Genomic DNA, 26,291 nt, shown 5'->3' with positions numbered 1-26,291 from the left:
CAGAAGAGTTGTGGAGCGGAGGTTGTTGTGGCGGCGGGGTACTGCGGGGCTTAGCCGCGGACCCCGAATGGCAGGGTGAAGCGGACGTCGCCTTCCACCATGTCGCGCATGTCAGGCAGACCGTTGCGGAACTGCAGGGTGCGCTCGATGCCCATGCCGAAGGCAAAACCCGAGTACTCCTCCGGGTCGATTCCCGCGGCGATGAGGACGTTGGGGTTGACCATGCCGCAGCCACCCCACTCGATCCAGCCGGCGCCGCCCTTCTTGTCCTCGAACCAGACGTCAACCTCGGCGGAAGGTTCGGTGAACGGGAAGTAGTTCGGGCGGATACGGGTCTTGGTGTTCGGGCCAAACAGGGACTTCGCGAGGTGGTCCAGGGTGCCCTTGAGGTGAGCCATCGTCAGGCCCTTATCCACGGCCAGCCCCTCGACCTGGTGGAAGACCGGGGTGTGGGTGGCGTCCAGCTCGTCGGTGCGGAACACGCGGCCCGGGCAGGCGATGTAGATCGGCACCTCGCGGGAGAGCATGGTGCGCATCTGCACCGGGGAGGTGTGGGTGCGCAGCACCTGGCGGGAGCCCTGCGGTGCAATGTGGAACGTGTCCTGAAGGGTGCGGGCCGGGTGGTCCGGGATGAAGTTCAGGGAGTCGAAGTTGAAGTACTCCGCCTCGACCTCCGGGCCGTCGGCGATCTCCCAGCCCATGCCGACGGAGATGTCCGCGATCTGCTCGTTAAGGATGGTGATCGGGTGCTGGGCCCCAACCTGGCCGCGGGTGGTGGGCTGGGTGACGTCAATGCGCTCGGCGCGCAGCGCCTCCTGGTTGCGCTTCTCCTCCAGCTCGGCCTTCACCTGAGCGAAGAGCTTCTCGACGCGGCCACGTGCCATGTTGACGATGCGGCCGGCATCCTTGCGCTGGTCCTTCGGTAGGGAGCCGAGGGAGCGGCGAGCGGCGGGGATCGGAGCGTCGTCGCCGAGGTGGGCACGGCGGGCCTCGGCGAGTTCCTCGAGGTTGGTCGCGGAGGTAAAGGCCTTCTCGGCGGCTTCGGCCGCAGCCCCCATCGACTCTTCAGAGATTTCTACAGCAGCCTCAGGCGACACTGGGGATTCCGACAACGGGGGCTCCTCGCAACACGTAACAACGACTATTTCAGGCTATAGCTTAGCAATCTGTGCTTTGGAGGATTCGTAAAGGCACACACTTGCCGCCGTGGCGAGATTCAGCGATTCCGCCTGCCCGCGCATCGGGATACTCACGCGGATATCAGCGAGGTCCAGCCAGTCCCCCAGCCCGTGCGCCTCGTTGCCAAACAGCCACGCGGTGGGCTGGGCGAGCATGCCATTGGCGGGATCGGCCGCCTCGTGGAGGGTGACGTCCCCGTCCGCTGCGGTAGCGAGGATCTGAAACTCCGCCTCGTGGAGCTTGTCCACGACCTCCACGACCGAGGTGTTGCGGGCGACCGGGAGGTTGAACAGGCTTCCGGCGGAGGCGCGCACCGCCTTGCCGCCCTGCGGATCCACGGTGTTTCCGGCGAAGAGCACTCCCCCGGCGCCGAAGGCATCGGCCACCCGGATGATGGTTCCCGCGTTCCCGGGTTCATTCGTTTCGACGGGGACGGCGATCAGCGGGCTGTTCTTGACGGCGCTGGTGATGAGGGCGTCGTCGTCCACCATCTGGCTCGCGCAGAGGGCGAACAGGCCGGTGTGGGTGACCGTCTCGGAGAGGTGGTCGGCGGCGCGTTCGGTGATGAGGTGGACGTGGGTGCCGGTGACGTCCTGGAGGAAGGGGAAGCGCTCCCACGCAGCCTCGGTGACGTACAGGTCGAGGACCTCGCCGCGCGCGAGAGCTGCGGTGACCGCGTTCTCCCCCTCGGCGAGGAAGCGACCGGTCTTGCGCCGGGTGGCGGCTCGGTGCAGCTTGGCGGCGTTGACGATGCGGGGCGTGCGTTCAGTGAACATCTCCATGGCTTCACAGCCTAGTCGGGTTGTTGCGAGGCGATGACTGTGGTGCCCCGCTGCCCACCTCTCCCCTGTTCGGGAGCTCCACCACCACGCACCCAGCTCGCTTTGCACGCACGGTAGCCCATGAAGACATGAAAAACCGCCCCGACGCGGAGCGCGTCGAAGGCGGTGGGAGGCTGAACGCCTCGGCTGGCTTTAGGAAGCCGCCGGTGCGTTGACGTCCTCCGGCAGAGCAGCCTTAGCAGCCTCGCACAGTGCGGTGAAGGCAGCAGCGTCGGAGACAGCCAGCTCGGCCAGGACCTTGCGGTCGACCTCGATCTCGGCCAGCTTCAGGCCCTGGATCAGGCGGTTGTAGGTCATGTCGTTCTGACGAGCAGCGGCGTTGATGCGCTGGATCCACAGCTTGCGGAACTCACCCTTGCGGGCGCGACGGTCGCGGAAGGCGTAGGTCTTGGAGTGGAGCATCTGCTCCTTCGCCTTGCGGTACAGGCGGGAGCGCTGGCCCCGGTAGCCCTTCGCGGAATTCAGTACTTCGCGACGCTTCTTCTTTGCGTTCACAGAGCGCTTGACACGTGCCACGGTGATACGTCCTTTACTTCAGGTTGTTCTTTAGTATTTCGAGAAAAGGGGGAGGCTTAAGGTAATTAAGCCTTGCCCAGCAGGCGCTTCATGCGCTTGTTGTCGGCTGCGGACACATCGGTGGTGCCCTTCAGGCGGCGGGTGCGGGTGGACGGCTTGCCCTCAAGAAGGTGGCGGCGGTAGGCGCGCTCACGACGGAGCTTGCCGGAACCGGTGACCTTGATGCGCTTAGCGGTACCCTTGTGCGTCTTCTGCTTCATTGGTGAAAATCCTCTAGCAACGTTTGTGAACTACTGAGACTACTTCTTGCCCTTGTTGCGGACGGGGCCGAGAACCATCGTCATGTTGCGACCGTCCTGCTTCGGACGGGACTCAACCTGACCGACTTCCTCAACGTCAGCGGCAAGACGCTCCAGGAGGCGGAAGCCCAGCTCGGGGCGGGACTGCTCGCGACCACGGAACATGATCGTGACCTTGACCTTCGAGCCCTTCTCCAGGAAACGAACGACGTTGCCCTTCTTGGTCTCGTAGTCGTGGTCATCGATCTTCGGGCGGAACTTCTGCTCCTTGACCACAGTCTGCTGCTGATTACGTCGAGCCTCGCGAGCCTTCTGAGCTTGTTCGTACTTGAACTTGCCGTAGTCCATGATCTTGGCCACGGGCGGCTTGGCGTTCGGCGCGACCTCTACAAGATCGAGGTCTGCTTCATAGGCCAGCTTGCGAGCATCGTCCGTCTTGACAATGCCGACCTGTTCTCCGTTGGGACCGACGAGTCGGACCTCGGGGACTCGAATTCGGTCGTTGATGCGAGCTTCAGCGCTGATGTGAACTCCTCAGTAGCAGTAGTAAGTGATCTTTACCGCAACTGCTTGTGAAGCCCTGAAAAATCCCCCGCGCCGGAGCGCCCAAATGAAAGCCCCTTCAATCATGTGGAAGAGGCTGCGAGCATAAAGCTTCGCTTTGGACCCGAGCCCAGCCAGTGACGGCGGTCTAAGGTGGGAGAAAAAGAACTCCACTTGCAGCTTGTCGACACACGACAAGCGGTAGTGCTCATGAATATAGCACGCAGATCTTAGGCGGGCAACATGGGCGCGAGGTATGTCGCGGTATGGGAGCCGTCGACCTTCGCCACATCCTCCGGGGTCCCCTGGGCCACGACCGTGCCGCCACCCGAGCCACCCTCCGGACCCATGTCGATGATCCAGTCCGCGGACTTAATGACATCCAGGTTGTGCTCGATGATCAGCACCGTATTGCCCTTGTCCACCAGTCCCTGCAGGACCAGCATGAGCTTGCGAATGTCCTCAAAGTGCAGGCCAGTGGTCGGCTCGTCGAGGATGTAGATCGTCCGCCCGTTGGAGCGCTTCTGCAGCTCGGCTGCGAGCTTCACGCGCTGCGCCTCACCGCCAGACAGCGTGGTGGCCGCCTGGCCGAGGCGCACGTAGCCCAACCCAACATCCACGAGCGTGTTCAGGTAACGCGCGATCGCCGTGATCGGCTCGAAGAACTCCGCGGCCTCGGAGATCGGCATGTCGAGCACCTCGGCGATGTTCTTGCCCTTGTACTTCACCTCGAGCGTCTCGCGGTTGTACCGGGCACCGTCGCAGACCTCGCAGGGCACGTACACATCCGGAAGGAAGTTCATCTCAATCTTCAGCGTGCCGTCGCCGCGGCAGGCTTCGCAGCGCCCGCCCTTGACATTGAAGCTGAAACGCCCGGCCGTGTAGCCGCGCACCTTCGCCTCGGTGGTCTCCGCGAAGAGCTTGCGCACCCGGTCGAAGACACCGGTGTACGTCGCCGGGTTGGAGCGCGGGGTGCGCCCGATCGGGCTCTGGTCGACCTGCACGAGCTTGTCCAGCTGGTCGAGTCCGCTGACCTTCTTGTGGCGCCCCGGCACCAGGCGGGCACCGTTGAGCTGATTAGCCAGCGACCGCGCCAGAATGCCGTTGACGAGGGAAGATTTGCCCGAACCCGACACGCCGGTGATGCAGGTCATCACACCGAGCGGGATCGACACGTCCACCTTCTTGAGGTTATTTTCCTGCGCCCCGTGGATCGTGAGCATCCGCTCACTATCGATCTCGCGGCGGGACTCCGGTACCGCCAGTACCCGGCGTCCGGCGAGGTAATCGCCGGTCAGCGAATCCTCGGCATCAGTGATGCCCTTCGGTTCGCCGGAATACACGATATGCCCGCCGTACTCGCCGGCATTCGGGCCGATATCGACCAGCCAGTCCGCCGCGCGGATCGTGTCCTCGTCGTGCTCGACGACGATCAGGGTGTTACCCAGGTCGCGGAGGTTCTCCAGGGTCGTAATCAGCCGGGCATTATCCCGTTGGTGCAGGCCAATCGACGGCTCATCCAGCACGTAGAGCACCCCGGCCAGGCCCGCACCAATCTGGGTCGCCAGGCGGATGCGCTGCGCCTCGCCACCGGAGAGTGTGCCCGCCGAACGGGACAGGGCCAGATAGTCCAGGCCGACGTCCAGCAGGAACTTCAAGCGTGCCTGCGTCTCGCGCAGCACCGCGCCGGCGATCATCTCCTGGCGCTTATTCAGTGTGAGGTTATCCAGGAACTCGCTCGCCTCGGCGATGGAGAGGTCGGAGACTCCCGCGATGGACAGCTCCTTCTCCCCCGAGGCGATGGTCACGGCCAACACCTCCGGCTTCAGTCGCGCCCCCTTACAGGTCGGGCACGCTACCTCGCGCATGTAGCTGCGGTAGCGCTCCTTCGACCAATCGGAGTCGGTCTGGTCGAGCTTGCGCTTCAGGAATGGCATCACGCCCTCGAAGGGTGCGTTGTACCGGCGCTGGCGGCCGTAGCGGTTCTTGTAGCTCACGCTGATCGGGGTGGGGTGCCCCTTCAGGACAGCCTTCTGTTCGGCCTTCGTGAGCTCCGACCACGGGGTGCTCGGGTCAATGTCCAGCTCCTTGGACAGCGCGGTGATGAGCTTGTCGAAGTAGCGCGCGTTCGGGCTGGACGTCCACGGCGCGATGGCCTTGTTCAGCGGGGCATCCTCGTCCGGGATGACGAGCATCTCGTCGACCTCGAGCTTGGTGCCCAGGCCGTCGCAGGCCGGGCAGGCACCAAATGGAGAGTTGAAGGAGAAGGCGCGCGGTTCGAGCTCGTCGAGCTGCAGGGCGTGGCCGTTGGGGCAGGCCATCTTCTCGGAGAAGCGGCGCTGCCGGTTCGGGTCATCTTCGTCGAGGTCGACGAATTCGATGACGACGACGCCGTCCGCGCGGCGCAGTGCCGTCTCGACGGAGTCGGTGAGTCGCTGCTTCTGGCTTTCCTTCACCTGGAGGCGGTCGATGACGACATCGATGTCGTGCTTGACCTGCTTCTCCAGCTGCGGCGGATCGGTCAGACGGTAGACCTCGCCGTCCACCCGGACGCGGGCGTAGCCCTCGGCAGCGAGCTCCTCGAAGAGGTCGACGAACTCGCCCTTGCGGGTGCGCACGACCGGCGCAAGGACCTGGAACTTGGTTCCGGCTTCCATGGCCATGATCTGGTCCACGATTTCCTGCGGAGTCTGCCGCTGGATCACTTCGCCACACGTCGGGCAGTGCGGGGTGCCGGTGCGGGCGAAGAGCAGGCGCAGATAGTCGAAGATCTCGGTCACGGTACCCACGGTGGAACGTGGGTTGTGGTTGGTCGACTTCTGGTCAATGGAGACCGCCGGCGAGAGCCCTTCGATGAAGTCCACATCCGGCTTATCGAGGCGGCCGAGGAACATGCGGGCATAGGAGCTCAGGGACTCGACGTAGCGCCTCTGTCCCTCGGCGAAGATGGTGTCGAAGGCCAGCGATGACTTCCCGGAACCGGACAGCCCCGTGAAGACGATCATTTTGTCCCTCGGCAGCTCGAGGTCCACCCCCTTGAGGTTGTGCTCGCGTGCACCGCGGACCAAAAGCTTCTCTGCCACTCGTCCTCCTGTTTGGATTTGGCGCTGAGCCGCGCCTGGGTGGCGCGGGCTCAGAATGAGTTCATTCCCACTGTACGACAAGTAGATATGCTCGAGTTCATGCATATGTCACAGGTCAGTGAGTTCGGACATCTTTCTAACCCCCGAGATGTCGAGATTATTTCCACGGATGCCACGATCGTGGCGCGCACCTCAGTCGGCGAGATGGATAACAACGTCTACCTCATCGCCAGCGGCGGCAACGCGCTGCTCATTGACGCGGCTACGGACGCTGAGCACATCCTGGCCCTGGCGGATCAGCTGCGGGTGACCATCACCGACGTCCTCACCACCCACCAGCATGGCGACCACGTGCAGGCGCTGGAGGAGGTTCTGGCGGCAACGGGTGCGCGTCACCACGCACCACGCAAGGAGGCCACCAACCTGCCAGCCCCGGCCGATGAGGTCTACGGCAACGACGAAGGGACCCCGGAGCTGCTGCGTTTGAAGGGTAACTGCTCGGAGTTGAAGATGACTGCGGTGGAGCTGCGGGGCCACACCCCGGGCGGCATCGCCGTGCACGTGGAACTGCCGGAAGACGCCCCACGCATGTTCGTCGGGGATAGCGTGTTCCCAGGCGGGGTCGGCAAAACGAACTCCCCGGAGGAGTTCCAGCAGCTGCTCTCGGACGTCACGCAGCGGGTGTTCAGCCTGCCCGACGGCACGCGGCTGCACCCCGGCCACGGCGACAGCACCACCGTCGGCGACGAGGCCCCGCACGTCGAGGAGTGGGCCGAGCGGGGCTGGTAATCCCGCGAAACGCGCAGCTGGCGCCCGGCCACTCGCGTAGACTTGATCCCCTAACGCTGGATAAAACTCCAGCTATCTTGCTACCCACACCGAAGGAGTCTTCATGCTTCGCAAGATCGCCCGTCCCCTGATGGCTTCGGCATTCATCGCCGATGGTGTCCAGATGGTGAAAAGCCCGCAGAATCACGCGAAGAACGCCGAGGTTGTGACCGGCACCCTGCGCAAGGTTCTGCCACCGCAGGCTGCTGGCCTGCTACCACGTGACGCGGAAACCAACGTGCGCATCGCGGGTGGCACCAAGATCGCCGCCGCTGCCCTGCTGGCCCGCGGTAAGGCGCCGCGCCTGGCCGCCGCAGCGCTCGCAGCCGCACACCTGCCTGCGATCCTGACCCGCCACGACATCAAGAACGTCGCCGGCAAGGGCGGCCAGAACACCCAGCTGACCACCCTCCTGGCGGACGTCGGCCTGCTGGGTGGCCTGTTGATCGCCGCCGAGGACACGGCCGGCAAGCCGGGGCTGGCATGGCGCGCGCAGCAGGCGCTGCCGGGCAAGTCCCAGCAGCAGGAGATGCTCGCCACCGCGCAGGACTACGCCAGCGACTTCTCCGAGAAGGCCCGCGAGCTGGCTTCTGAGGCCTCGGATAGCATCTCCTCTGCAGCGAGCGCTGTGAGCGACTACGTCGACGAGCACTCCGACGAGTGGCGCGACACCGCCTACCAGGTGCGCGACCAGGCGAGCGCGTATGCTGAGACCTTTGCTGAGGAGCTGCAGGACAGCACGAAGGGCCTGTCCAAGAAGGCAAAGAAGGCCAAGAAGAAGGCGAAGAAGCTCAAGTAAGCCCGTTGCACCGGAGGTAGATTGACCAGCCCCGCATCTCGCGGCACCACGAATAATGCCGACCGCTCGCTCGCAGAGGCCATCGCGAGCGAGCAGGACCATCTCGATGACCTGCTGGCTGAGGTGGACGCCACGACCGCCACGCTGAAGAAGCGACTGGCCAGCGTCCGAGCCACGGCAGATATCGATGACCCGCAGGGGCTGATGCGCCGCGACCGCGAGATCCAGGACATCTCGCAGCGACTGGATAACCTGTCCATCGCGGAGATCGGACTGATGTTCGGCCGCATCGACGTGGCCGATGAGGAGCCGGAGAATCCGGTGCCCGGCTCCCCCGATCTGGATCGCCGCTATATCGGCCGACTGGGGCTGCACACCCGCGATGACGAGATGCGCACCTTGCTGATGGACTGGCGCGCACCGATGGCCCGCCCCTTCTACCTCGCCACCACCCTGCACCCAGATGGGGTGCATCTGCGCCGTCACATCAAGACCCGCGGGCGACGGGTGACCCACGTGGCCGATGAGCGACTCACCACCCGCGGCGAGGACCGGGCGTCCTTAACAGAAAAGACGACGTCCGCGGCGGGCGGGGTGGCTCAGGAGGCCGCGCTGCTGGACGCGGTGAACGCGGCCCGCAGCACGCGGATGGGCGACATCGTGGAGACCATCGCCGCGGAGCAGGACGCCATCATCCGCAGCGAGCACCGCTCCGTCACCGTCGTCCAGGGTGCGCCGGGGACCGGGAAGACCGCGGTCGCGCTGCACCGCGCGGCCTACCTGCTGTACACGTGGCGCGAGCAGCTCGCGAAGACGGGCGTGCTCATCGTCGGCCCGAATGCGCGCTTCCTGGACTACATCTCGCAGGTGCTGCCCTCCCTGGGTGAGACCGGCGTGGTGCTGGCGACCCCGGGCACGCTCCTGCCGGGGGTGAAGACGCGGCCCGAACCGAGCCTGCTGGCCCGTGAGGTCAAGGGCAGCGCGGAGATGCTGCACATCCTGAAGCTGGCGGTGCAGTCCTGGCAGCAGGTGCCGGAGCAGCCGCGCGATTTCATGGTAGATGGCGTGGCCGTGGAGTTGAGCCCGAAGATGGTCCGCGCCGCCCGCACCCGGGCGCGACGTAGCCGCAAGCCCCACAACCAGGCCCGGCCACTGTTCGTGGATCATGCGATCAGTTCCCTGGCGGATGCGTTGGCGCAGACGATCGGGCGCGACCCCCTCGGCGGGGAGAACTTGCTGACCGCGGAAGACCGCACCAGCCTGCGCGATGACCTGCGCGAGGAGCCCGCGGTGGTGGCAGCGTTGGACGAGTTCTGGCCGGAACTCACGCCGGAGCAGGTGCTGGCCGACCTGTACGAGCATGCCGAGGAGATCGCCTCGGAGTACGACGAGGACACGATCCGCGGCCTGCAGGCCACCCCGCCGGTTGAGCTGGACGGTGGCCAGATCCTGTGGACTGCCGCAGATGCGCCGCTGCTCGACGAACTGGCGGACATGCTGGGCATCATCGACGACGAGGCGGCCGAGAAGGCGGAGCGTGAGGAGTGGCTGGCGAAGATCGCGGAGGCCCAGGACGCGCTGGACATCCTCACGGGCTCGGCGACCCAGGACTTGGACGATGGCTTCGCCCCAGAGATCCTCATGGCCTATGACGTCATCGACGCCGAGCAGCTAGCGGGTCGCCAGCGAGTACGCGACGCGCGCAGCACGGCGCAGCGTGCCGCCCAGGACCTGCGCTGGGCCTTCGGCCACGTCATCGTGGACGAAGCCCAGGAGCTTTCGGAGATGGACTGGCGGATGATCTTCCGCCGCTCCCCCAACCGGTGGATGACCGTGGTTGGTGATCCGGCACAGACGGGCAACCCGGCGGGTGTGGCCTCCTGGGGCGAGACCCTGGCTCCTTATGTGTCGGATCGCTGGGAGCTGAAGGAGCTCAGCGTGAACTACCGCACGCCGCAGGACATCGCGGACGTGGCCAATCAGTTGCTCCCCGAGATCGCCGCGGATCAGGAGCCCGCGATCGCGCTGCGCGGCACCGGCACGGGTGTGGCTTATGCGGCGCGGGCGGAGCTGGCGGGCGCGCTGCCCGAGATCGCGCGGCGGGCCGGCGAGGGCCTGGTTGGGATCATCGCCAGCGATGCGGACCTTGAGTGGGCACGCGGGAAGGTGACTGCGGCCTTGGGCGATGCGCTGGGCTCTGACCTGGTCGGCATCGACGCGGAGGTGCTGGTGGTCAGCACCGCCGAGGCGAAGGGCCTGGAGTTCGACGAGGTCGTGCTCATCGAGCCCGCCGCGATCGTCGCTGCCTCCCCACAGGGACTGCAGGACCTCTACGTGGCAATCACCCGTGCGACCCAGGGTTTGAGCGTGTTCGCGGACCAGCCACTGCCCTGGGATCAGGGTTAAGCGCGCAGGTCAGGTTCTTTTTAGCGCGGCGGCGCGCCCACTCGCTCAACAAATTCTTAAAAAGCTCTTAGCTGGCTATAATCTCATTCAATCCACTCACCCGCTCCTCTCACCGGAGCCAGCACTTTAAGGAATGAGCATGAAGCGCAAGCTCGCCGTCGCCACCGCCACGGTCCTCTCCCTCGCCTTCCCCACCGCCATCGCCAACGCGGCTCCGGACCCAACCACCGGGGTGGAACTCGGTGTAAGCCAGAGCCAGTTCTCGGCGCTCCAGGCCCAGTTCAACCCAAGCCTCGCACGCACGGAGGGTCTCCGAGCCGTCCGTCAGCTCCGCAAGGAGATGTGGAACCTGAACCCTTACCTCAGCGTCAACGGATCCACTGGAACGAAGCTTCGCGATGTTGTGCAGGCCAAGGGTTGGAGCAAGACTGACTACATCAGCAACGTCTCGATTGATAGCGACCTCACGTGGATGGCTATTCAGCGCGCTTCCGAACAGGTCCACCGTTTCGAGCCCGCACACACTCGCCCCAACGGCGGGAACATCTGGGACGCCACGCGAAACGGTCGTCGTTCGAACGGCGAAATCCTCATGACCGGGACCGGTGTCACTCTCTCTGACGCGATCGTCAAGTACTGGGGCCATGGAGAGCTTCGGGCACTGAACGCCAGCAAGGGCGAGGCGAATGCTCAGAGCGGCCACCTGCACACGCTCATTAATCCGGAAAACACATACTACGGATTTGGTCGAGTCAGTGGTCGTAAGAACGGTCAGGGTTCTGTCGACACCGTCATCGCGGGGCTCTCGGGCGTTGCACCAGCGAAGGCCCTCGCGAATGAGTCCAACACCCCGAACAAGACCTACAACACCTGGCTTTATAATGCTGCCGGTGACCGAAGGGATGTCACGGGAGTTAAGGACAACGCTCCGGGCCAATTCCCTTCTGGCATCACCAACCCAGGCGGCACCTCTGGGTCCAGTGGTGACATCGGCATGATCATCAGCATCATCCTGGGCACCATCTCGATCCTGGGCAGCATCTGGATGGCGATCCAGCAGTTCCTGCCCCGCTAAGTCGGCAGCCTCTGCGCAATCCTGAACCCCGCGGAAAATTTTCCGCGGGGTTCTTCGCTACCTTGCCCCTAGCGTCCGCGCGCTTGTGGCGAGCCCGATGCGAGCGCTGGCACGGCGCGTCTAAGGATCCGGTTGCGCGCCTAGCCGACGGTGTGGACGATCATCACGTCGCAGTCGGACTGGCGGGCCACATCGGCCGGAACCGAGCCCAGCAGGCGGCCGGTGAGGGAGTTAATCCCCCGGTTACCCACCACGAGCAGGTCGGCTTTCTCCTCGGTCACCACGGCCATAAGCGCGTCCACCGGGGCGCCCTCCCGCAGCACGGCGCGCACCTTCTCGGCCCCCTCCTCGCGGGCGACCTCCATCGCGGAGCCCAGCACTTCCTCGGCGTGCTCGTCCCCCACGACCGGCGAGGACTCATCCCGGCGCGAGGCCTGGGCGTCAGCCTCCTTGGCGAAGTACGCCGACGCGAGCACCAGCTCGGAACCAAAAGCCGCTGCGATTCCCGCCGCACGCCGGACGGCGAGGTGGGAGGATTTGGAGCCATCAGTGCCAACGACGATCTTTGAGAACATGCTCCCCATTCTATAGGCCAGCTTCCTTCATGCCCCGAAGTTCCTTATTCAGGTCCGCAATTTCATCACGCAGCCGGCCGGCCAGCTCGAATTTCAGCTCTCGTGCGGCTTCCTTCATCTGCGCGGTGAGGTCTTCGATGAGCTTTTCCAGCTGCGGGCGGGCCATGTCGCCGCGGTCTTCCGCTCGGCCGAAGGTGGCCATGTCCCCTTCCACGCCCGTGGCAGTAGAGCCCGCGACCTCGCTGCCCGGCTCGCCGTAGCCTTCGGAGAATTCCTCGACCTGGTCCAGGATGTCGGCGATCTTCTTGCGCAGTGGCTGGGGGTCGATGCCGTGCTCCTCGTTATAGGCGATCTGCTTCGCCCGGCGCCGCTCTGTCTCGTCGATCGCGTTGCTCATCGACTCGGTGATGTTATCGGCGTACATGATGACCTCACCGGAGACGTTTCGGGCGGCACGGCCGATCGTCTGGATCAGTGAGCGGGTGGAGCGCAGGAAGCCTTCCTTATCCGCATCCAGGATCGCGACCAGGGAGACCTCCGGCAGGTCGAGGCCCTCGCGCAGCAGGTTGATGCCCACCAGCACGTCGAACTCCCCGAGGCGTAGCTGCCGCAGCAGCTCCACGCGCTTGAGGGTATCGATATCCGAGTGCATGTAGCGCACCCGCACGCCGTGTTCCAGCAGGTAGTCGGTGAGGTCCTCGGCCATGCGCTTGGTGAGGGTGGTGACGAGCACGCGCTCGTCCTTGTCCGTGCGCTTGCGGATCTCCTCGATGAGGTCGTCGATCTGCCCCTCCGTGGGGCGCACCTCCACCTTCGGGTCCACCAGGCCGGTTGGGCGAATCACCTGCTCCACGAACTCGCCCTGGGCCGCGGCGATCTCGTAATCCCCCGGGGTGGCGGACATGTACACGCACTGGCCCTTGCGGTCGTCGAATTCTTCCCAGGTCAGCGGTCGGTTATCGAGCGCGCTGGGCAGGCGGAATCCGTGCTCGACCAGGTTGCGCTTGCGGGACATGTCGCCCTCGAACATGCCGCCGATTTGCGGCACCGTCACGTGGGACTCGTCGATGATCGTGAGGAAGTCCTCCGGGAAGTAGTCGATCAGCGTCGCCGGGGCACTGCCGGCGGGTCGGCCGTCGATGTGCCGGGAGTAGTTCTCGATGCCGCTGGTGAAGCCGACCTGCTGGATCATTTCGAGGTCGTATTCCGTGCGCATCCGCAGCCGCTGCGCCTCCAGCAGCTTGCCGCGGTTCTCCAGGTCCTCCAGGCGCTCCGACAGCTCCTCCCGGATGGCCTGCATCGCCTTTTCCATCCGCTCCGGCCCAGCGACGTAGTGGGTGGCCGGGAAGATGCGCAGTTCATCCACTTCGCGGATCACGTCGCCGGTCAGCGGGTGGATGTAGTACAGCGCGTCGACATCGTCCCCGAAGAACTCGACGCGGACGGCGAGCTCCTCGTAGGCCGGGATGATGTCCACCGTGTCGCCCTTCACGCGGAAGGCACCGCGGGTGAAGGAGACGTCGTTGCGGTCGTACTGGATGTCGACGAGTAGGCGGAGGAACTGGTCGCGGTCGACTTCCTCGTCCACCCGCAGGACGACGGAACGGTCCAGGTAGGACTGCGGGGTGCCCAGGCCGTAGATGCAGGACACGGAGCTGACGACGACCACGTCGCGGCGGGACAGCAGCGCGGAGGTCGCGGAGTGGCGCAGGCGCTCGACGTCGTCGTTGATCGAGGAGTCCTTCTCGATATAGGTATCGGTCTGCGCGATGTAGGCCTCGGGTTGGTAGTAGTCGTAGTAGGACACGAAGTACTCCACCGCGTTATTCGGCAGCAGGGAGCGCAGCTCGTTGGCCAGCTGGGCGGCGAGGGTCTTATTCGGCGCCATGACCAGGGTGGGGCGCTGCTGTTGCTCGATCAGCCAGGCTGCGGTCGCCGACTTACCCGTACCGGTCGCGCCCATGAGGACGACGTCGCGTTCGCCGCGGTTCAGCCGCTCGTCGAGTTCCGCGATGGCGGCTGGCTGGTCGCCCGCGGGTTCGTACTCGCTGATGACCTCGAATTTGGCATCGCTGCGCTCGACCTCCCCCACGGGGCGGAATTCGGAGTAGGACAGCTCGGGACGCTCTGCTGCAAAAGCCATGTGTCTATCCTAGGCAGCCCGCACGGTGGGCAGCCACCGGGCTGAGGTGTGGCTGGGCGGCCGGCTGGCAGGCACTGCGATGGTCGAACCGGGGTCACGGTACGCGCCCGGGGGTTACTGTCGGCCGAGCCGCTGGGTTATTTCTCGTCGAGCTGTGGGGCGACGACCTGCTCCCAGAAGGTGTCGACCTGCTGGAGGAGCTGATCCCGGGTGCCGGAGTTATCCACCACGGAATCCGCGGCGGCAAGCCGCTCCTCGCGGCTGATCTGGGCTGCGATGCGGCGGTGGGCGTCGTCCTCGTCCAGGCCACGGGAGTTGACCAGACGGTCGATGCGGATCTCGTCTTCCGCGTCGACGACGAGCACGTGGTCCATCTTCTTATACTCGCCGTTTTCGATGAGCAGCGGCATGTCGTAGACGAGCACCGGCACGGCCTCAGTGCGGGCCTGGGCGAAGCGCTCGAGGGTGCGTTCCCGGATGCGGGGGTGGGTGATGGAGTTCAGCTTCTCGGTGGCCTCCGGGGTGGCGAAGGCCTGCCGGGCGAGCTCGGCACGGTTGAGAGCGCCGTCCGCGTTGAGCACCCCGTCGAAGGCCTCGGCGAGTTCCGCGAGGGCTGGTTCGCCGGGTTCGACGATCTCGCGGGCGATCTTATCGGCGTCGACGATCCGGGCACCGAGGGTCTTCAGCCGACTGGCGACGGTCGTTTTCCCGGAGCCGATGCCACCGGTGAGTCCGATGAGAAACATTGCTTCAATCCTAAGAGCTCAGGAGCAGGCGATTAGCCGACTGCAGGCACTGTGCCCACGAGACGGTCACGTTGGTGTAGTCCACGCGCAGCTGATTTGCCGTATAAAAATCGCCGTCGGTCACTGCCTGCTGCCACTGGCCAGCAATCTCGTCCGACTGGGCCTTGAGCTTCTTGCAGTTCTTCGGGTTGAGCATCAACGATCCGCCCGAGCCCGCAGTGGGGCGTTCGATGTCTGGGAGTGGCTGGGCTTCCTCAGCCTTTGCCGGCGCTGCCCCGCCGCCGACACCTGCCGAGAGAGCGAGAGCTGCGGCCAGCGCAACGGTGGCGCGTTTCCGAAAAAGATTCATGCCCCTAAAGCTACATCACTTGAAGATCCCCGTTGTGATTGAATTAACACCATGACTGTTCTCTCCGGGCATCGCAGCCCTTCCCCTTTCACCCGCCGTGGAACCAGGACGGCGTTGCTGGTCGCCGCCCTCGCCACGTCCTCCTTCTCGGTGATGATCGGCTCCGCTGGCACCGCGCACGCCGCTGGGCCGTGCTCGGCCTGGTCCCCCGGCAGCTCCGACACAGCTGCAGCGTTGGGCTCCAGCGGCAGCTCCTCGGGCTCCTCGTGGTTGAAGGGCATCCCCGGCGGCATGCCCTCGTTGACGGGCAACACCACGGCCATGCACATCCTCACCGGCCCCAACGGCCCCGATCAGCTCTCTAAGTTCGGCTTGGCGAGCACGGACCTGGGCTTCATGTGGGACGCCGGCGACGGACGCACGCTCGCTGTGTTTGGGGACTCCTTCAGCTGCGGCCCCCGCGGGGACGGCTGGCATTCGAATGCGATCTTCGAATCGGATGACCGCGACCCGTCCAACGGCATTCACATCACCCGACCGGCCAACGGGGACCGTTCGGACGAGTTCCTCCCGCGTTCGCTGAAGATCGACGGCGTGGAAATGACGGTCATCCCGACCTCCGGCATCGCGATCGACGGCGTACAGTATGTGGACTTCATGTCCGTGAAAAAGTGGGGAACGCCCGGAAACTGGACCACCAACTACGCGGCCACCGCCAAGTCCACCGACGGCGGAAAGACCTGGACCGTGATGGAGGGCTCCAAGCGAACCAACACCAACCCCTCCACCAGTGATAAGTTGCCCGCGCTGCCCGCCCACGTTCGCGGCGCGGAGAACTTCCAGATGACGGCCTTCGCCGCCCCACCAGCCGAGAGCAACGACCCCTACGTCTACGTCTACGGCACCCCCAACGGGCGTTCGGGGCAGGCTCGGCTCGCCCGCTTCCCGAAGGACAGCTTCGCCCTCTTCCCCGGTGCTGCGGCTCACTCCGACGCCGAGTTCTACACCGGCAGCGGCTGGAGCCCCGCCATGTCGGATGCCGCACCCGTACTCGACGGTAAGGTCTCCGAGCTATCGGTGATGTACCACCCGGAACAGGATGCTTGGCTCGCACTCTACGAGGCGCCGCAGGGCGTGGTGATTAGGAAGGCTGCCTCTCCGGAGGGGCCGTGGAGCACGCCGACGACCCTGGTCTCTCGCGCTCAGATCGGTGACCTCTACGGCGCATTCATGTTCCCCCACCAGGTCGATAAAAACCTCTACTGGGTGGCCACGACGTGGAAGGACTACAACCCGGTCGTGTACAAGACCGACCTGGGTCGCGTGTTCCAGTAGAAGCACCTATTAACGCTCATGGTCTGAGCACGCCAAAGGCGCCCCGCGGGCGAGGAGAACCCTCGCCCCGGGGCGCCTTCTCTTTCGCTATCGGCGCAGCTGGTTTAGCGCTCGACGATGGCGACGATGCCCTGGCCACCTGCTGCACAGATGGAGACCAGTGCGCGGCCGCCGCCGTTTTCCTCGAGCAGCTTCGCGGTGGTGGCGATGATGCGGCCACCGGTTGCGGCGAATGGGTGGCCAGCGGCCAGCGAGGAGCCCTTGACGTTGAGCTTGGAGCGGTCGATCGCACCCAGCGGCTTGTCCAGGCCCAAGCGCTCGCGGCAGTACTCCTCGGACTCCCAAGCCTTCAGGGTGGCCAGGGTCTGGGAGGCGAAGGCCTCGTGGATCTCGTAGAAGTCGAAGTCCTGGAGGGTCAGGCCGTTACGCTCCAGCATGCGCGGGACGGCGTAGGTCGGGCTCATCAGCAGGCCGTCCGGAGTCTTGCCATCGTGGCCGTGCAGGAAGTCCACGGACGCGACCTCGGAGTCCACCAGGTAGGCGCGGACCGGGAGGTTGCGCTCCTTGGCCCACTCCTCGGAGGAGAGCAGGACGGCGGACGCGCCGTCGGTCAGCGGGGTGGAGTTACCGGCGGTCATGGTGGCGGTGGTGCCGTGCTGTGCCGCGTCGCGCTTGCCGAAGACCGGCTTGAGCTTGGCCAGCTTCTCCGGGGTGGAGTCCGGCCGCAGGTTGGTGTCGCGCTGCACGCCGAGGTACGGGGTGATGAGGTCCTCGAAGAAGCCCTCGTCATAAGCCTTGGCCAGGTTCTGGTGGGAGGTCGCGGCGAACTCGTCCTGCTCCTCGCGGGTGATGTTCATCTCGCGGGCGGTGATCGCAGCGTGGTCACCCATGGACAGGCCGGTGCGCGGCTCGCCGTTGCTCGGCTGATCCGGTGCCAGCTGGGCCGGGCGGATGGAGCCGACCAGCTTCAGGCGCTGCTGGGTGGTCTTGGCCTGGGTCAGCTTGATGAGGGTCTTGCGCAGCTGGTCGCCTACCGCCAGCGGGGCATCGGAGGTGGTGTCCACGCCGGAGCCGATGCCGGACTCGATGCGGCCCGCACGGATGGCGTCGCCGACGGCGACGATGGCGGCCAGGCCGGTTCCACAGGCCATCTGCATGTCCATGGCCGGGGTGCTGTTGGCCAGGGAGGAGCCCAGTACAACCTCGCGAACCATGTTGAAGTCGCGGGAGTGCTTCAGAACCGCACCACCGGTGACCAGGCCGAGCTCTTCGTCCTGGAGGCCGTAGCGGGCGACGAGGCCCTCGATAGCCGCGGTGAGCATGTCCTGGTTAGATGCGTCCGCGTACTCCTTGTTGGAGCGGGCGAAAGGAATGCGGTTGCCGCCGAGGATGGCGACCTTCTTCTGGTTACCGTTCGTCATGATGGTTTTCACTCCGTCTCTAGAATGTGCACCAAAGTTGTGCGTCTCCCAACCGACTATAGAGACGTGCTGGGGCCTGGGTTAGAAAACGAAAATATAAAAATAATTTCACTAGATTTCACCCTCAGTGTGACCCCCGACACCGTAGAGTTGAAGTCACGTTCTTAAAAATCTTCTCCGGTCAGCGCGCTGTGCCCGCTAGCCCGCGCCTCGTCAGAAGGGCGCACCCAGCGCGCAGCAAGTTAACGTGACGTGAAGACCGGAAAGCGACAACCCGAAGGAGAATAAGTGTCTAAGACTTCCTCCCAGCACTCCGACCGTTACGGCGAGTTCATCGAGTCCCCGTTCGGCAACTTCCTGGCTGACAAGGTCGGCCTGCCGAAGCCTGAGAAGCTGCGCCGCTACAAGGCCGGCGAGCCAGCACTGCCGGGCCTCGTGCTCGTCGGCGGCCAGGGCCGCCTGATCGACCCGGTCACCTCCCTGCTGGATGCGGACTACGACCTGACCCGCGACTCCGGTGACAGCAAGTACGCCGCCTTCGTCTTCGACGCGACCGGCATCACCAAGCCAGAGGAGCTCCACCAGCTGTTCGACTTCTTCAACCCGGTGATGCGCAAGCTCGCCCCGAACGGCCGCATCGTCGTTCTGGGCACCACCCCGGAGCTGGCTGAGTCCACCGACGAGGCCATCGCCCAGCGCGGTCTCGAGGGATTCAGCCGCTCCGTGGCCAAGGAGCTGCGCCGCGGCGCGACCGCCCAGCTGGTCTACGTCAGCCCGAAGGTCTCCGGCGACTTCACCGGCCTGGAGTCCACCCTGCGCTTCCTGCTGTCCGGCAAGTCCGCTTACGTCGACGCCCAGGTCATCCGCGTCGACGACACCGCTGCGACCGCACCGGCAAACTGGGACCAGCCGTCTGAGGGCAAGGTCGCCGTTGTCACCGGTGCTGCCCGCGGCATCGGTGCCACCATCGCCGAGGTCCTGGCCCGCGACGGCGCGAAGGTCATCTGCGTGGACGTCCCGCAGGCCGGCGACGGCCTGGCTGAGACCGCCAACCGCGTCAAGGGCACCTCCCTGCCGCTGGACGTCACCGCCCCGGATGCTGCCGACAAGCTCAAGGAGCACGCCGAGGCTCGCTTCGGCCAGGGCATCGACATCATCGTCCACAACGCCGGTATCACCCGCGACAAGCTGCTCGCCAACATGGACGACGCACGCTGGAACGCCGTCATGGCCGTGAACCTCATCGCCCCGGTCCGCATCACCGAGGGCCTGATCGCCAACGGTGGCCTCAACGACAACGGCCGCGTCATCGGCGTGTCCTCCATCGCGGGCATCGCCGGTAACCGTGGCCAGACCAACTACGGCACCACCAAGGCCTCCGTCATCGGCTTGGTCAACACCTTCAGCGAGAAGCTGGCGGACAAGAACATCACCGTCAACGCCGTGGCACCGGGCTTCATCGAAACCCAGATGACCGCCGCCATCCCGTTCGCGACCCGCGAGGCCGGCCGTCGCATGAACTCCCTGCAGCAGGGTGGCCAGACCATCGACGTCGCCGAGACCATCGCCTACTTCGCAGCACCGGCATCCAACGCCGTGACCGGCAACGTGGTCCGCGTCTGCGGCCAGTCCCTGCTGGGCGCGTAAACAAAGCACTGCCCCGCTGACATCTTTTCAACTTCTTAAAGGAGGTTCCTGTGGCTGAGGTTTCCTACAAGGAACTGCCCAAGATTCCGGCTCTCATGGACGAGTACCGGAACGCAGTCAAGGACATTCTGCCGGTCGTCGGGTCCACGCGCTCCGCGAAGGACAACCCGAAGACCGCCTTCGAGGTCCGCGGCGTGAAGATCGACGTTCCGCACCTCGCGGCGTACTGCAGCGCGACGGACCTGCGACTGAGCAACGAGCTACCGCTGACCTACCCGTACGTGCTCTCCTTCCCCATCGTGATGAAGGTCCTCACGGCTCCGGACTTCCCGTTCGGCGCTGTGGGTGCGGTGCACCTGAATAACGTCATCGAACAGAAGCGGGCGCTGACGGTCGACGACGTCCTGGACATCAAGGTCCACGCCGAGAACCTGCGCGAGCACAACAAGGGCCTGCTCATCGACCTGGTCACCGAGATCACCTCGGGCGGCGAGATTGTGTGGCGCCAGGTCTCCGGCTTCCTGGCCAAGGGTGCGAAGCTCTCCAGCTCCTCCCCGCTGGCAGGTGGCGAGAAGACCGACGGCGTGATTCTGCCGATCACCGAGCTGGCGGATCCGCGTCCGACCGCGAACGTGCGGGTCACCCCGTCCCAGATCAAGGACTACGCGGAGGCTTCGGGCGATAAGAACCCGATCCACGTCTCCGGCGTGGGTGCGAAGGCCTTCGGCTTCCCGGCGGTCATCGCGCACGGCATGTGGTCCGCCGCTCGCCTACTGGCCACGCTGGAGGGCGAGATCCCGTCCGCGGCGCGCTACACGGTGCAGTTTGCTAAGCCGGTGACCCTGCCGGCCAATGTCGCGGTCTTTACCGAGAAGGCTGCCAACGGCGACTGGGACGTCCAGCTGCGCAAGGCATCCAAGTTGGACACGGTCCACGCAGTGGCGAAGATCGAGAAGCTCTAAGCCGCTCGCTGTAGCACTCCCCTTTCGGCCGGTTCGCGTTCTCCGCGGGCTGGCCGAAAGCCTTTTGTTGGCCGCGAACTACCATGAGAATCATGGAGCAGGTACAGCAGGCCTTCTACGAGCAAATCACGATCGACCCAGCCCGCATCCCCATCGTCATCCTCTCGGCGCTGGCGATCTACCTCTTTTTCCTGATCCTCGTGCGACTGTTCGGCGTCCGCATCATGACGAAGATGAATGCCTTCGACGCGGTCGTCCTGGTCATGTTCGGCGCGGTCTCGGGCCGCGTGGTCATCGGGCACCCGCCGACCCTTGCCGCGGGGGCGATCGGACTGTTCACACTCATGCTGCTGGAGGCGATCTTCGGAGCAGCGCGCAAATCCACCGCCGTGAGCCGCGTCTTCGACGAGGACCCCCAGGCCGTCTTCGCGCACGGCCAGTACCTGGACCGGCAGCTGCGCCGCACCCACGTCTCCCGCGACGACCTGCGGATGGTCATGCGCCGCGCCGGAGTGGCAACGCCAGCGGACGTCCAGCTCATCATTCTGGAGCCCACCGGCGAGATGACCGTCTACAAAGTCGGCATCGTGATCGACCCGGAGATGCTGCGCGGGGTTGCGGGGCTCCCCTCAGGGTTTACGCAGCACGATCGCGAGAATCACTAGGGTGATACCGGCCAACTCCGTGAGGCTGATCCACTGCTTCAGCGCCACCGCGCCCACCAGGGTCGCAACGAGCGGCAGCACGGCCTGCAGGAGGGCGAACAGCGAGGACCCCGCGAGCCTCAGCACCACCTGGTCCAGGGAATAAGGGATCGCAGCCGAGAGCAGCCCCAGGCCTGCGGCGAGCCCGATGATCGTCGGTGCGGCCATCGCGAGGTTCTCTGGCCACAGCCAGATGGCCAGGGGAAGGCCAAGGACACCGGCGTAGGTGAAGCCCACCGCCAGCGATGCCTTCGAGGTGTCCGCGTTGGAGGAAATCTTGGCACCAAGCAGGATGTAGCCTGCCCAGAAGCCACCCGCGGCCAGCGCCCAGAGGATGCCGCTAGCCTCAGCTGACCACTGGGCCCCGGAGATCACCAGCACGCCAGCGATGGCGAATCCGAGAGCGAGCCAGTCGCGCAGCAGCCTCGACCCCCAGGCCGCAACGATCACCGGCCCAATGAACTCGATCGCCACGGCCGAACCCAGCGGGATGGACTGAATGGCCATGTAGAAGGTCATGTTCATCGCCATCGCGGCCACACCAAAGAAGGTGGCGATCAGCGCCGGGCGGCCGATGAAGGAGCTCGCCCGCGGCCGGAAGAAAGCCCAGAGGATCAGGCCTGCTGTGGCGATGCGGAACCACGCCACCACCACCGGTGGGAAGTGATCGAATAGCCCCACGGCCAGCGCTGCGCCCACGTAGAGCGAGAGGCCGGAGACCGCCATGATTGCCGGAGGCAGCACGCGGGAAGAGCCCTGGTGAGAAAGCGATCCGAACATGCCGTTGATCCTATCCAACCGCCTTCAAACACGAAGAAGGGCCCGCACCGTATGGTGCGGGCCCTTCTTTCAGCGCTCTAGCGTCGTTGTTTCAACTCCGCCAGAGCTGGTTGGTGCGATTTACTCGCCGCCGGCCAGCTTCTCGCGCAGAGCAGCCAGCTGCTCGTCGGAAGCCAGGGTGCCAGCGTCCTCGGCCGGAGCCTCGGCTGCCTTGGTCTCAGCGCCGGACTCGGAGGAGTAGCCGCCCTCGCCGTTAGCCGCAGCCTCAGCAGCTGCGGCGCGGTGGCGCTCGATCTGAGCTGCGTGCAGACGGTGGCGACGCTCGGACTCGGCGTAGCGAGCCTCCCAAGCCTCACGCTGCTCGTCGAAGCCCTCGAGCCACTCGTTGGTCTCCGGGTCGAAGCCCTCCGGGAAGATGTAGTTGCCCTGCTCGTCGTAGGAGTCGGCCATGCCGTACTTGGACGGGTCGAACTCCTCGGTGAAGTCCTCGTCAGCCTGCTTCAGGGATAGGGAGATACGACGACGCTCGAGGTCGATGTCGATGACCTTGACCATGACCTCTTCACCAACGTTGACGATCTGGTCCGGAACCTCGACGTGGCGCTCAGCCAGCTCGGAGATGTGAACCAGGCCCTCGATGCCCTCCTCGACGCGAACGAATGCGCCGAACGGAACCAGCTTGGTGACCTTGCCCGGAACGATCTGGCCGATCGCGTGGGTGCGGGCGAAGACGCGCCATGGGTCTTCCTGCGTTGCCTTCAGGGACAGGGAGACGCGCTCGCGGTCCAGGTCGACGTCCAGAACCTCGACGGTGACCTCGTCGCCGACGGTGACGACCTCAGACGGGTGGTCGATGTGCTTCCAGGACAGCTCGGAAACGTGGACCAGGCCGTCAACGCCGCCGAGGTCAACGAATGCACCGAAGTTGACGATGGAGGACACGACGCCCTTGCGGACCTGGCCCTTCTGCAGCTGGTGCAGGAACTCGGAGCGGACCGCGGACTGGGTCTCCTCCAGGTATGCACGGCGGGACAGCACGACGTTGTTGCGGTGCTTGTCCAGCTCGATGATCTTGGCCTCGATCTCCTGGCCGATGTACGGCTGCAGGTCGCGGACGCGGCGCATCTCGACGAGGGAAGCCGGCAGGAAGCCGCGCAGACCGATGTCCAGGATCAGGCCGCCCTTGACGACCTCGATGACGGTACCGGTGACCGGCTCGTCGTTCTCCTTGAGCTGCTCGATGGCGCCCCAAGCGCGCTCGTACTGGGCACGCTTCTTGGACAGGATCAGGCGCCCCTCCTTGTCCTCCTTGGTGAGGACCAGAGCGTCGATCTCGTCGCCAACCTCGACAACCTCATTCGGGTCGACGTCGTGTTTGATGGACAGCTCACGGGACGGGATTACGCCCTCGGTCTTGTAGCCGATGTCCAGCAGGACCTCGTCGTGATCGACCTTGACGATGGTGCCCTCGACGATATCGCCATCATTGAAGTACTTGATGGTCTCATCGACGGCGGCGAGGAAATCCTCAGCGGAGCCAATGTCGTTGATGGCTACCTGAGGGACGTTGTTGGTTGGCATATGGAAGTGTTCTCCGAAACGGAAATCAAATAGAAATGGACAGGGTCAAACTGCGCCTTTCGACGCGTAACGTACTGAAGGTTACACGAGAGGCTTTAGCTGCACAAACACCTGTTTTGCAAATTCCTCGGTCGTGGCGGGGCGGGGCGCACCTTCCACCCCACGCGCCACAGCAGGCTCATCTGCCACAGGCGTTGCGGTCTCGGGGTCTGCTGCGGCAGCCTCTCGGACCAGATCCGCGGTCGGCGCCTTGACCACGGCCTCGCGTACCGCGCCTTCCAGAAGCTCCGCAGCTTGCGGATAACCCAACGAGTCGAGCATCTGCGCGGCGGAGTTCATGATGCCCGCCGGGTTGGCAATGCCCTGCCCCGCGATATCCGGGGCGGAACCGTGCGCCGCCTGTGCCATGACCTGCGACTCGCTGGCATTGATACTGCCCGCAATCCCCAGCGAACCACCCAGCCCACCGGCCAGGTCGCTCAAGATATCGCCGAACATGTTCTCGGCCACGATCGTGGCATAGCGCTCCGGTCGGGTCACCAGCTCGGCGCACAGGGCGTCGATATGAACGGGCTGAACCTCGACCCCGAACTCTTCCGCGCAGGCCTTCGCCTCGGCGACGTAGCGCCCCGAGGTCTCGGTCAGCACGTTGGACTTGTGCGCCACCGTGAGCACCCCGTCGCGGGCGGCGGCGATGGCGGCGGCGCGACGGACGATGCGGCGGATCTTGGTCTGGGTGAAAACGCCGATCGCCAGGGAGACTTCCCCGTTGACCGTGATATCGCCGCTGCCCATCAGCATGTTGCGGTCGGCGTACATGCCCTCGGTGTTCTCCCGGACGATCACCACGTCCAGGTCCGGGTGCACCGCCCCTGGCACGCCACGCACCGGGCGAATATTCGCCCACAGATCCGCCTGTTTGCGCAGATGAGCAGAAGGGTTGAGCTGGCCCGCCACGCTCGGCGGATAAGACACATTGTCGTGAGGACCCAAGATCCAGCCATCCAAGCCAGTGATCGTCTCCCAGGTCTCTTCCGGCACGATTCTTCCGGTGGCGTTGATCGCCTCGCGGCCCAGCAGCAGCGGCACAAACTCCGGTGTCGCTTCCCCACTGGCCTGTAGCGCAAGTTCCACCGCCTGCACCGTCGGGGCGACGATCTCCGGGCCGATGCCCTCGCCCTGCCAGACTCCGAGACGACAAGTTTCTGTGTTAGCCATGCCCTCCACCCTAGGGCTCCCAGACCGGCCGAGCACAGGGCTGCCCCATTGTTCTTGCGGATTGCCCGAACCTGACGTCCGTAAATAAACCCAGCGTGCCTGGTGTCTTTTGCAAGGATTCGGCCGTAAAGTACCTCGGGTGACTGATTACTCTTCGCACTCCGCAGCATCGGAGCAATACCCGGCCGACACGGCTGGCAGCTCCAGCGGCGTGAGCTTTGACAAGACCAAGCCCTCCGCGCTCACGGTCATCCTCAACGCGATTCGCGGCGGCCTGATTGGCCTGGCCGAGCTCGTGCCAGGTGTGTCCGGCGGCACGATCGCGCTGGTGACCGGCGTGTACGAGCGCGTGATCTATAACGCCAACGTCTTCCTCGACGGGGTCAAGACCCTGCCGAAGGACCGGGCGAAGGCGGGCCAACGCTTCCGCGACGTGGACTGGTGGCTACTGATCCCGATGCTCATTGGCATGGGACTGATCGTGGTGCTCATGGCTGGTCCAATGAAGGACTTCGTCACCAACCAGCCAGTCGCAGCGCGTGCACTATTCCTCGGCATGGTGATGGTCTCCATCGCCGTGCCACTGTTGATGATCGACTGGAAGAGCGCTTCAGCGAGCTGGGCGAAGGTGCTGCCGGTGATGGGTATCTTCGCGGTGCTGACGTTCTGGGCCACCGGGTTCACCAGCAGCACGCAGCATGAACCGCACCTGATCATCGTGTTCCTCGCCGCAGCGGTGGCGATCTGTGCGCTGGTGCTGCCCGGAGTGTCTGGCTCCTTCTTCCTGCTGGCCGTCGGCCTCTACGAGGCCACGCTCGGCGCGGTGGACGAACGCAACTTCACCTACCTGGGCGTGTTCGCCCTCGGCGCGCTGACGGGCATCGTGGTCTTCGTCCGCCTGCTGGAGAAGATGCTCAACGAGCACCGCACCGTCACGCTGGCTGCGATGGCCGGTCTGCTGTTGGGAAGCCTGCGCGCGCTGTGGCCATGGCAGGACGACGCCGCTGGTCTGCTCGCCCCGGGCGAGAATGTCGGTGGTGCCATTGTTCTGTTCGTGCTGGGGGCAGCGATCGTAGCTGCGATGGTTATCGCGGAACGGCGCTTCGGGGGCGACAAAACCGAAGCCACCGCAACGTCCTAGAAGGCGTCTGTAACAAGGCGAGAAACCCCACGGTGAATGATTGAACTGATCACCGTGGGGTTTCGCATTGCTGTGGGGGTAGCGCCACACGCACGGGGTGGCGCCACACGCACGTCGCG

General features: G+C 65.0%; 23 protein-coding genes. 9 read left to right on the top strand and 14 right to left on the bottom strand.

The window, feature by feature from the left end:
- Positions 1–50: 50 nt before the first annotated feature.
- The 6 genes from pheS to uvrA form a co-directional block, all read right to left on the bottom strand.
- Positions 51–1,058 (bottom strand): phenylalanine--tRNA ligase subunit alpha, encoded by a 1,008-nt coding sequence (pheS, locus tag QP413_RS00985; RefSeq protein WP_284780159.1) that lies wholly within the window; start codon positions 1,056–1,058, stop codon positions 51–53.
- 93 nt (positions 1,059–1,151) lie between these two features.
- Positions 1,152–1,961, bottom strand: coding sequence for an RNA methyltransferase (locus tag QP413_RS00980; protein WP_148811953.1), 810 nt, complete (start codon positions 1,959–1,961; stop codon positions 1,152–1,154).
- 192 nt (positions 1,962–2,153) lie between these two features.
- Entirely contained in the window at positions 2,154–2,537 is a 384-nt protein-coding gene (rplT, locus tag QP413_RS00975) for a 50S ribosomal protein L20 (protein WP_012360369.1), read from the bottom strand.
- A 65-nt stretch (positions 2,538–2,602) separates the two neighbouring features.
- Positions 2,603–2,797, bottom strand: a complete 195-nt coding sequence (gene rpmI, locus QP413_RS00970) for a 50S ribosomal protein L35 (RefSeq protein ID WP_012360370.1) — start codon at positions 2,795–2,797, stop codon at positions 2,603–2,605.
- Positions 2,798–2,836: 39 nt separating this feature from the next.
- Entirely contained in the window at positions 2,837–3,361 is a 525-nt protein-coding gene (gene infC / locus QP413_RS00965) for a translation initiation factor IF-3 (protein WP_081477610.1), read from the bottom strand.
- Positions 3,362–3,609: 248 nt separating this feature from the next.
- Complete coding sequence (uvrA, locus tag QP413_RS00960) at positions 3,610–6,462, bottom strand: excinuclease ABC subunit UvrA (protein WP_284780128.1); 2,853 nt, start codon at positions 6,460–6,462, stop codon at positions 3,610–3,612.
- A gap of 105 nt (positions 6,463–6,567) precedes the next feature.
- Here uvrA and QP413_RS00955 point away from each other — a divergent pair, with 105 nt between their 5' ends.
- The 4 genes from QP413_RS00955 (at position 6,568) to QP413_RS00940 (ending at position 11,570) form a co-directional block, all read left to right on the top strand.
- A complete protein-coding gene (locus tag QP413_RS00955) occupies positions 6,568–7,251 on the top strand; it encodes an MBL fold metallo-hydrolase (protein ID WP_012360374.1) in 684 nt (227 codons plus the stop codon).
- Positions 7,252–7,354: 103 nt separating this feature from the next.
- On the top strand, positions 7,355–8,089 hold the full coding sequence (locus tag QP413_RS00950; protein ID WP_012360375.1) for a DoxX family membrane protein: 735 nt from the start codon (positions 7,355–7,357) through the stop codon (positions 8,087–8,089).
- 21 nt (positions 8,090–8,110) lie between these two features.
- On the top strand, positions 8,111–10,495 hold the full coding sequence (locus QP413_RS00945) for an AAA family ATPase (protein WP_284780124.1): 2,385 nt from the start codon (positions 8,111–8,113) through the stop codon (positions 10,493–10,495).
- 139 nt (positions 10,496–10,634) lie between these two features.
- The gene (locus QP413_RS00940) at positions 10,635–11,570 is read left to right on the top strand and encodes a CAP domain-containing protein (RefSeq protein ID WP_284780122.1); all 936 of its coding nucleotides are present in this window, start codon (positions 10,635–10,637) and stop codon (positions 11,568–11,570) included.
- A 140-nt stretch (positions 11,571–11,710) separates the two neighbouring features.
- Here the strand turns inward: QP413_RS00940 and QP413_RS00935 are convergent, their stop codons facing one another.
- From QP413_RS00935 to QP413_RS00920, 4 genes are all read right to left on the bottom strand, one after another.
- The gene (locus QP413_RS00935) at positions 11,711–12,154 is read right to left on the bottom strand and encodes a universal stress protein (protein ID WP_070758137.1); all 444 of its coding nucleotides are present in this window, start codon (positions 12,152–12,154) and stop codon (positions 11,711–11,713) included.
- 1 nt (position 12,155) lies between these two features.
- Positions 12,156–14,288 (bottom strand): excinuclease ABC subunit UvrB, encoded by a 2,133-nt coding sequence (gene uvrB / locus QP413_RS00930; protein ID WP_284780121.1) that lies wholly within the window; start codon positions 14,286–14,288, stop codon positions 12,156–12,158.
- A gap of 137 nt (positions 14,289–14,425) precedes the next feature.
- A complete protein-coding gene (gene coaE, locus QP413_RS00925; RefSeq protein WP_284780119.1) occupies positions 14,426–15,034 on the bottom strand; it encodes a dephospho-CoA kinase in 609 nt (202 codons plus the stop codon).
- Between the two features lie 10 nt (positions 15,035–15,044).
- A complete protein-coding gene (locus QP413_RS00920; protein ID WP_012360381.1) occupies positions 15,045–15,383 on the bottom strand; it encodes a hypothetical protein in 339 nt (112 codons plus the stop codon).
- Positions 15,384–15,434: 51 nt separating this feature from the next.
- On the opposite strand from QP413_RS00920, the gene QP413_RS00915 reads away from it, so the two are divergent.
- On the top strand, positions 15,435–16,718 hold the full coding sequence (locus tag QP413_RS00915) for a DUF4185 domain-containing protein (RefSeq protein WP_284780116.1): 1,284 nt from the start codon (positions 15,435–15,437) through the stop codon (positions 16,716–16,718).
- Positions 16,719–16,822: 104 nt separating this feature from the next.
- Here QP413_RS00915 and QP413_RS00910 read toward each other — a convergent pair whose 3' ends face one another.
- Positions 16,823–18,139: an acetyl-CoA C-acetyltransferase gene (locus tag QP413_RS00910; RefSeq protein WP_070761938.1), complete on the bottom strand. Its 1,317-nt coding sequence runs from the start codon at positions 18,137–18,139 to the stop codon at positions 16,823–16,825.
- A gap of 288 nt (positions 18,140–18,427) precedes the next feature.
- Between QP413_RS00910 and QP413_RS00905 the strand changes: the two genes are divergently transcribed.
- The 3 genes from QP413_RS00905 to QP413_RS00895 all read left to right on the top strand — a co-directional run bounded on the left by QP413_RS00905 (position 18,428) and on the right by QP413_RS00895 (position 21,413).
- Positions 18,428–19,786: a 3-oxoacyl-ACP reductase gene (locus tag QP413_RS00905; protein ID WP_148791695.1), complete on the top strand. Its 1,359-nt coding sequence runs from the start codon at positions 18,428–18,430 to the stop codon at positions 19,784–19,786.
- A 50-nt stretch (positions 19,787–19,836) separates the two neighbouring features.
- Complete coding sequence (locus QP413_RS00900; protein ID WP_284759342.1) at positions 19,837–20,748, top strand: MaoC/PaaZ C-terminal domain-containing protein; 912 nt, start codon at positions 19,837–19,839, stop codon at positions 20,746–20,748.
- Between the two features lie 83 nt (positions 20,749–20,831).
- Positions 20,832–21,413, top strand: a complete 582-nt coding sequence (locus QP413_RS00895; protein WP_284759345.1) for a DUF421 domain-containing protein — start codon at positions 20,832–20,834, stop codon at positions 21,411–21,413.
- Here QP413_RS00895 and QP413_RS00890 read toward each other — a convergent pair.
- The 3 genes from QP413_RS00890 to QP413_RS00880 all read right to left on the bottom strand — a co-directional run bounded on the left by QP413_RS00890 (position 21,378) and on the right by QP413_RS00880 (position 25,031).
- Complete coding sequence (locus QP413_RS00890; protein WP_284780115.1) at positions 21,378–22,232, bottom strand: DMT family transporter; 855 nt, start codon at positions 22,230–22,232, stop codon at positions 21,378–21,380. The genes QP413_RS00895 and QP413_RS00890 overlap by 36 nt on opposite strands.
- A gap of 120 nt (positions 22,233–22,352) precedes the next feature.
- Positions 22,353–23,813, bottom strand: a complete 1,461-nt coding sequence (gene rpsA / locus QP413_RS00885) for a 30S ribosomal protein S1 (protein ID WP_012360388.1) — start codon at positions 23,811–23,813, stop codon at positions 22,353–22,355.
- Positions 23,814–23,894: 81 nt separating this feature from the next.
- Entirely contained in the window at positions 23,895–25,031 is a 1,137-nt protein-coding gene (locus tag QP413_RS00880; protein WP_012360389.1) for an isocitrate/isopropylmalate family dehydrogenase, read from the bottom strand.
- A 109-nt stretch (positions 25,032–25,140) separates the two neighbouring features.
- Between QP413_RS00880 and QP413_RS00875 the strand changes: the two genes are divergently transcribed.
- The gene (locus QP413_RS00875) at positions 25,141–26,172 is read left to right on the top strand and encodes a DUF368 domain-containing protein (protein ID WP_284780114.1); all 1,032 of its coding nucleotides are present in this window, start codon (positions 25,141–25,143) and stop codon (positions 26,170–26,172) included.
- Positions 26,173–26,291: the final 119 nt, after the last annotated feature.

The organism is Corynebacterium sp. UMB4614, from assembly GCF_030217065.1.
Taxonomy (GTDB): Bacteria; Actinomycetota; Actinomycetes; order Mycobacteriales; family Mycobacteriaceae; genus Corynebacterium.
This window is presented reverse-complemented; position numbering and strand designations above follow the sequence as displayed.

Excerpts from the sequence above, each read along its gene's own strand:
- uvrB (WP_284780121.1), bottom strand. The coding sequence starts at position 14,288 with ATGGCTTTTGCAGCAGAGCGTCCCGAGCTGTCCTACTCCGAATTCCGC.
- QP413_RS00880 (WP_012360389.1), bottom strand. The coding sequence starts at position 25,031 with ATGGCTAACACAGAAACTTGTCGTCTCGGAGTCTGGCAGGGCGAGGGC.
- QP413_RS00955 (WP_012360374.1), top strand. The coding sequence starts at position 6,568 with ATGTCACAGGTCAGTGAGTTCGGACATCTTTCTAACCCCCGAGATGTC.
- QP413_RS00910 (WP_070761938.1), bottom strand. The coding sequence starts at position 18,139 with ATGACGAACGGTAACCAGAAGAAGGTCGCCATCCTCGGCGGCAACCGC.
- QP413_RS00980 (WP_148811953.1), bottom strand. The coding sequence starts at position 1,961 with ATGGAGATGTTCACTGAACGCACGCCCCGCATCGTCAACGCCGCCAAG.
- rpmI (WP_012360370.1), bottom strand. The coding sequence starts at position 2,797 with ATGAAGCAGAAGACGCACAAGGGTACCGCTAAGCGCATCAAGGTCACC.
- pheS (WP_284780159.1), bottom strand. The coding sequence starts at position 1,058 with ATGGGGGCTGCGGCCGAAGCCGCCGAGAAGGCCTTTACCTCCGCGACC.
- rpsA (WP_012360388.1), bottom strand. The coding sequence starts at position 23,813 with ATGCCAACCAACAACGTCCCTCAGGTAGCCATCAACGACATTGGCTCC.
- QP413_RS00935 (WP_070758137.1), bottom strand. The coding sequence starts at position 12,154 with ATGGGGAGCATGTTCTCAAAGATCGTCGTTGGCACTGATGGCTCCAAA.
- QP413_RS00915 (WP_284780116.1), top strand. The coding sequence starts at position 15,435 with ATGACTGTTCTCTCCGGGCATCGCAGCCCTTCCCCTTTCACCCGCCGT.
- QP413_RS00920 (WP_012360381.1), bottom strand. The coding sequence starts at position 15,383 with ATGAATCTTTTTCGGAAACGCGCCACCGTTGCGCTGGCCGCAGCTCTC.
- QP413_RS00940 (WP_284780122.1), top strand. The coding sequence starts at position 10,635 with ATGAAGCGCAAGCTCGCCGTCGCCACCGCCACGGTCCTCTCCCTCGCC.
- QP413_RS00890 (WP_284780115.1), bottom strand. The coding sequence starts at position 22,232 with ATGTTCGGATCGCTTTCTCACCAGGGCTCTTCCCGCGTGCTGCCTCCG.
- QP413_RS00950 (WP_012360375.1), top strand. The coding sequence starts at position 7,355 with ATGCTTCGCAAGATCGCCCGTCCCCTGATGGCTTCGGCATTCATCGCC.
- QP413_RS00895 (WP_284759345.1), top strand. The coding sequence starts at position 20,832 with ATGAGAATCATGGAGCAGGTACAGCAGGCCTTCTACGAGCAAATCACG.
- coaE (WP_284780119.1), bottom strand. The coding sequence starts at position 15,034 with ATGTTTCTCATCGGACTCACCGGTGGCATCGGCTCCGGGAAAACGACC.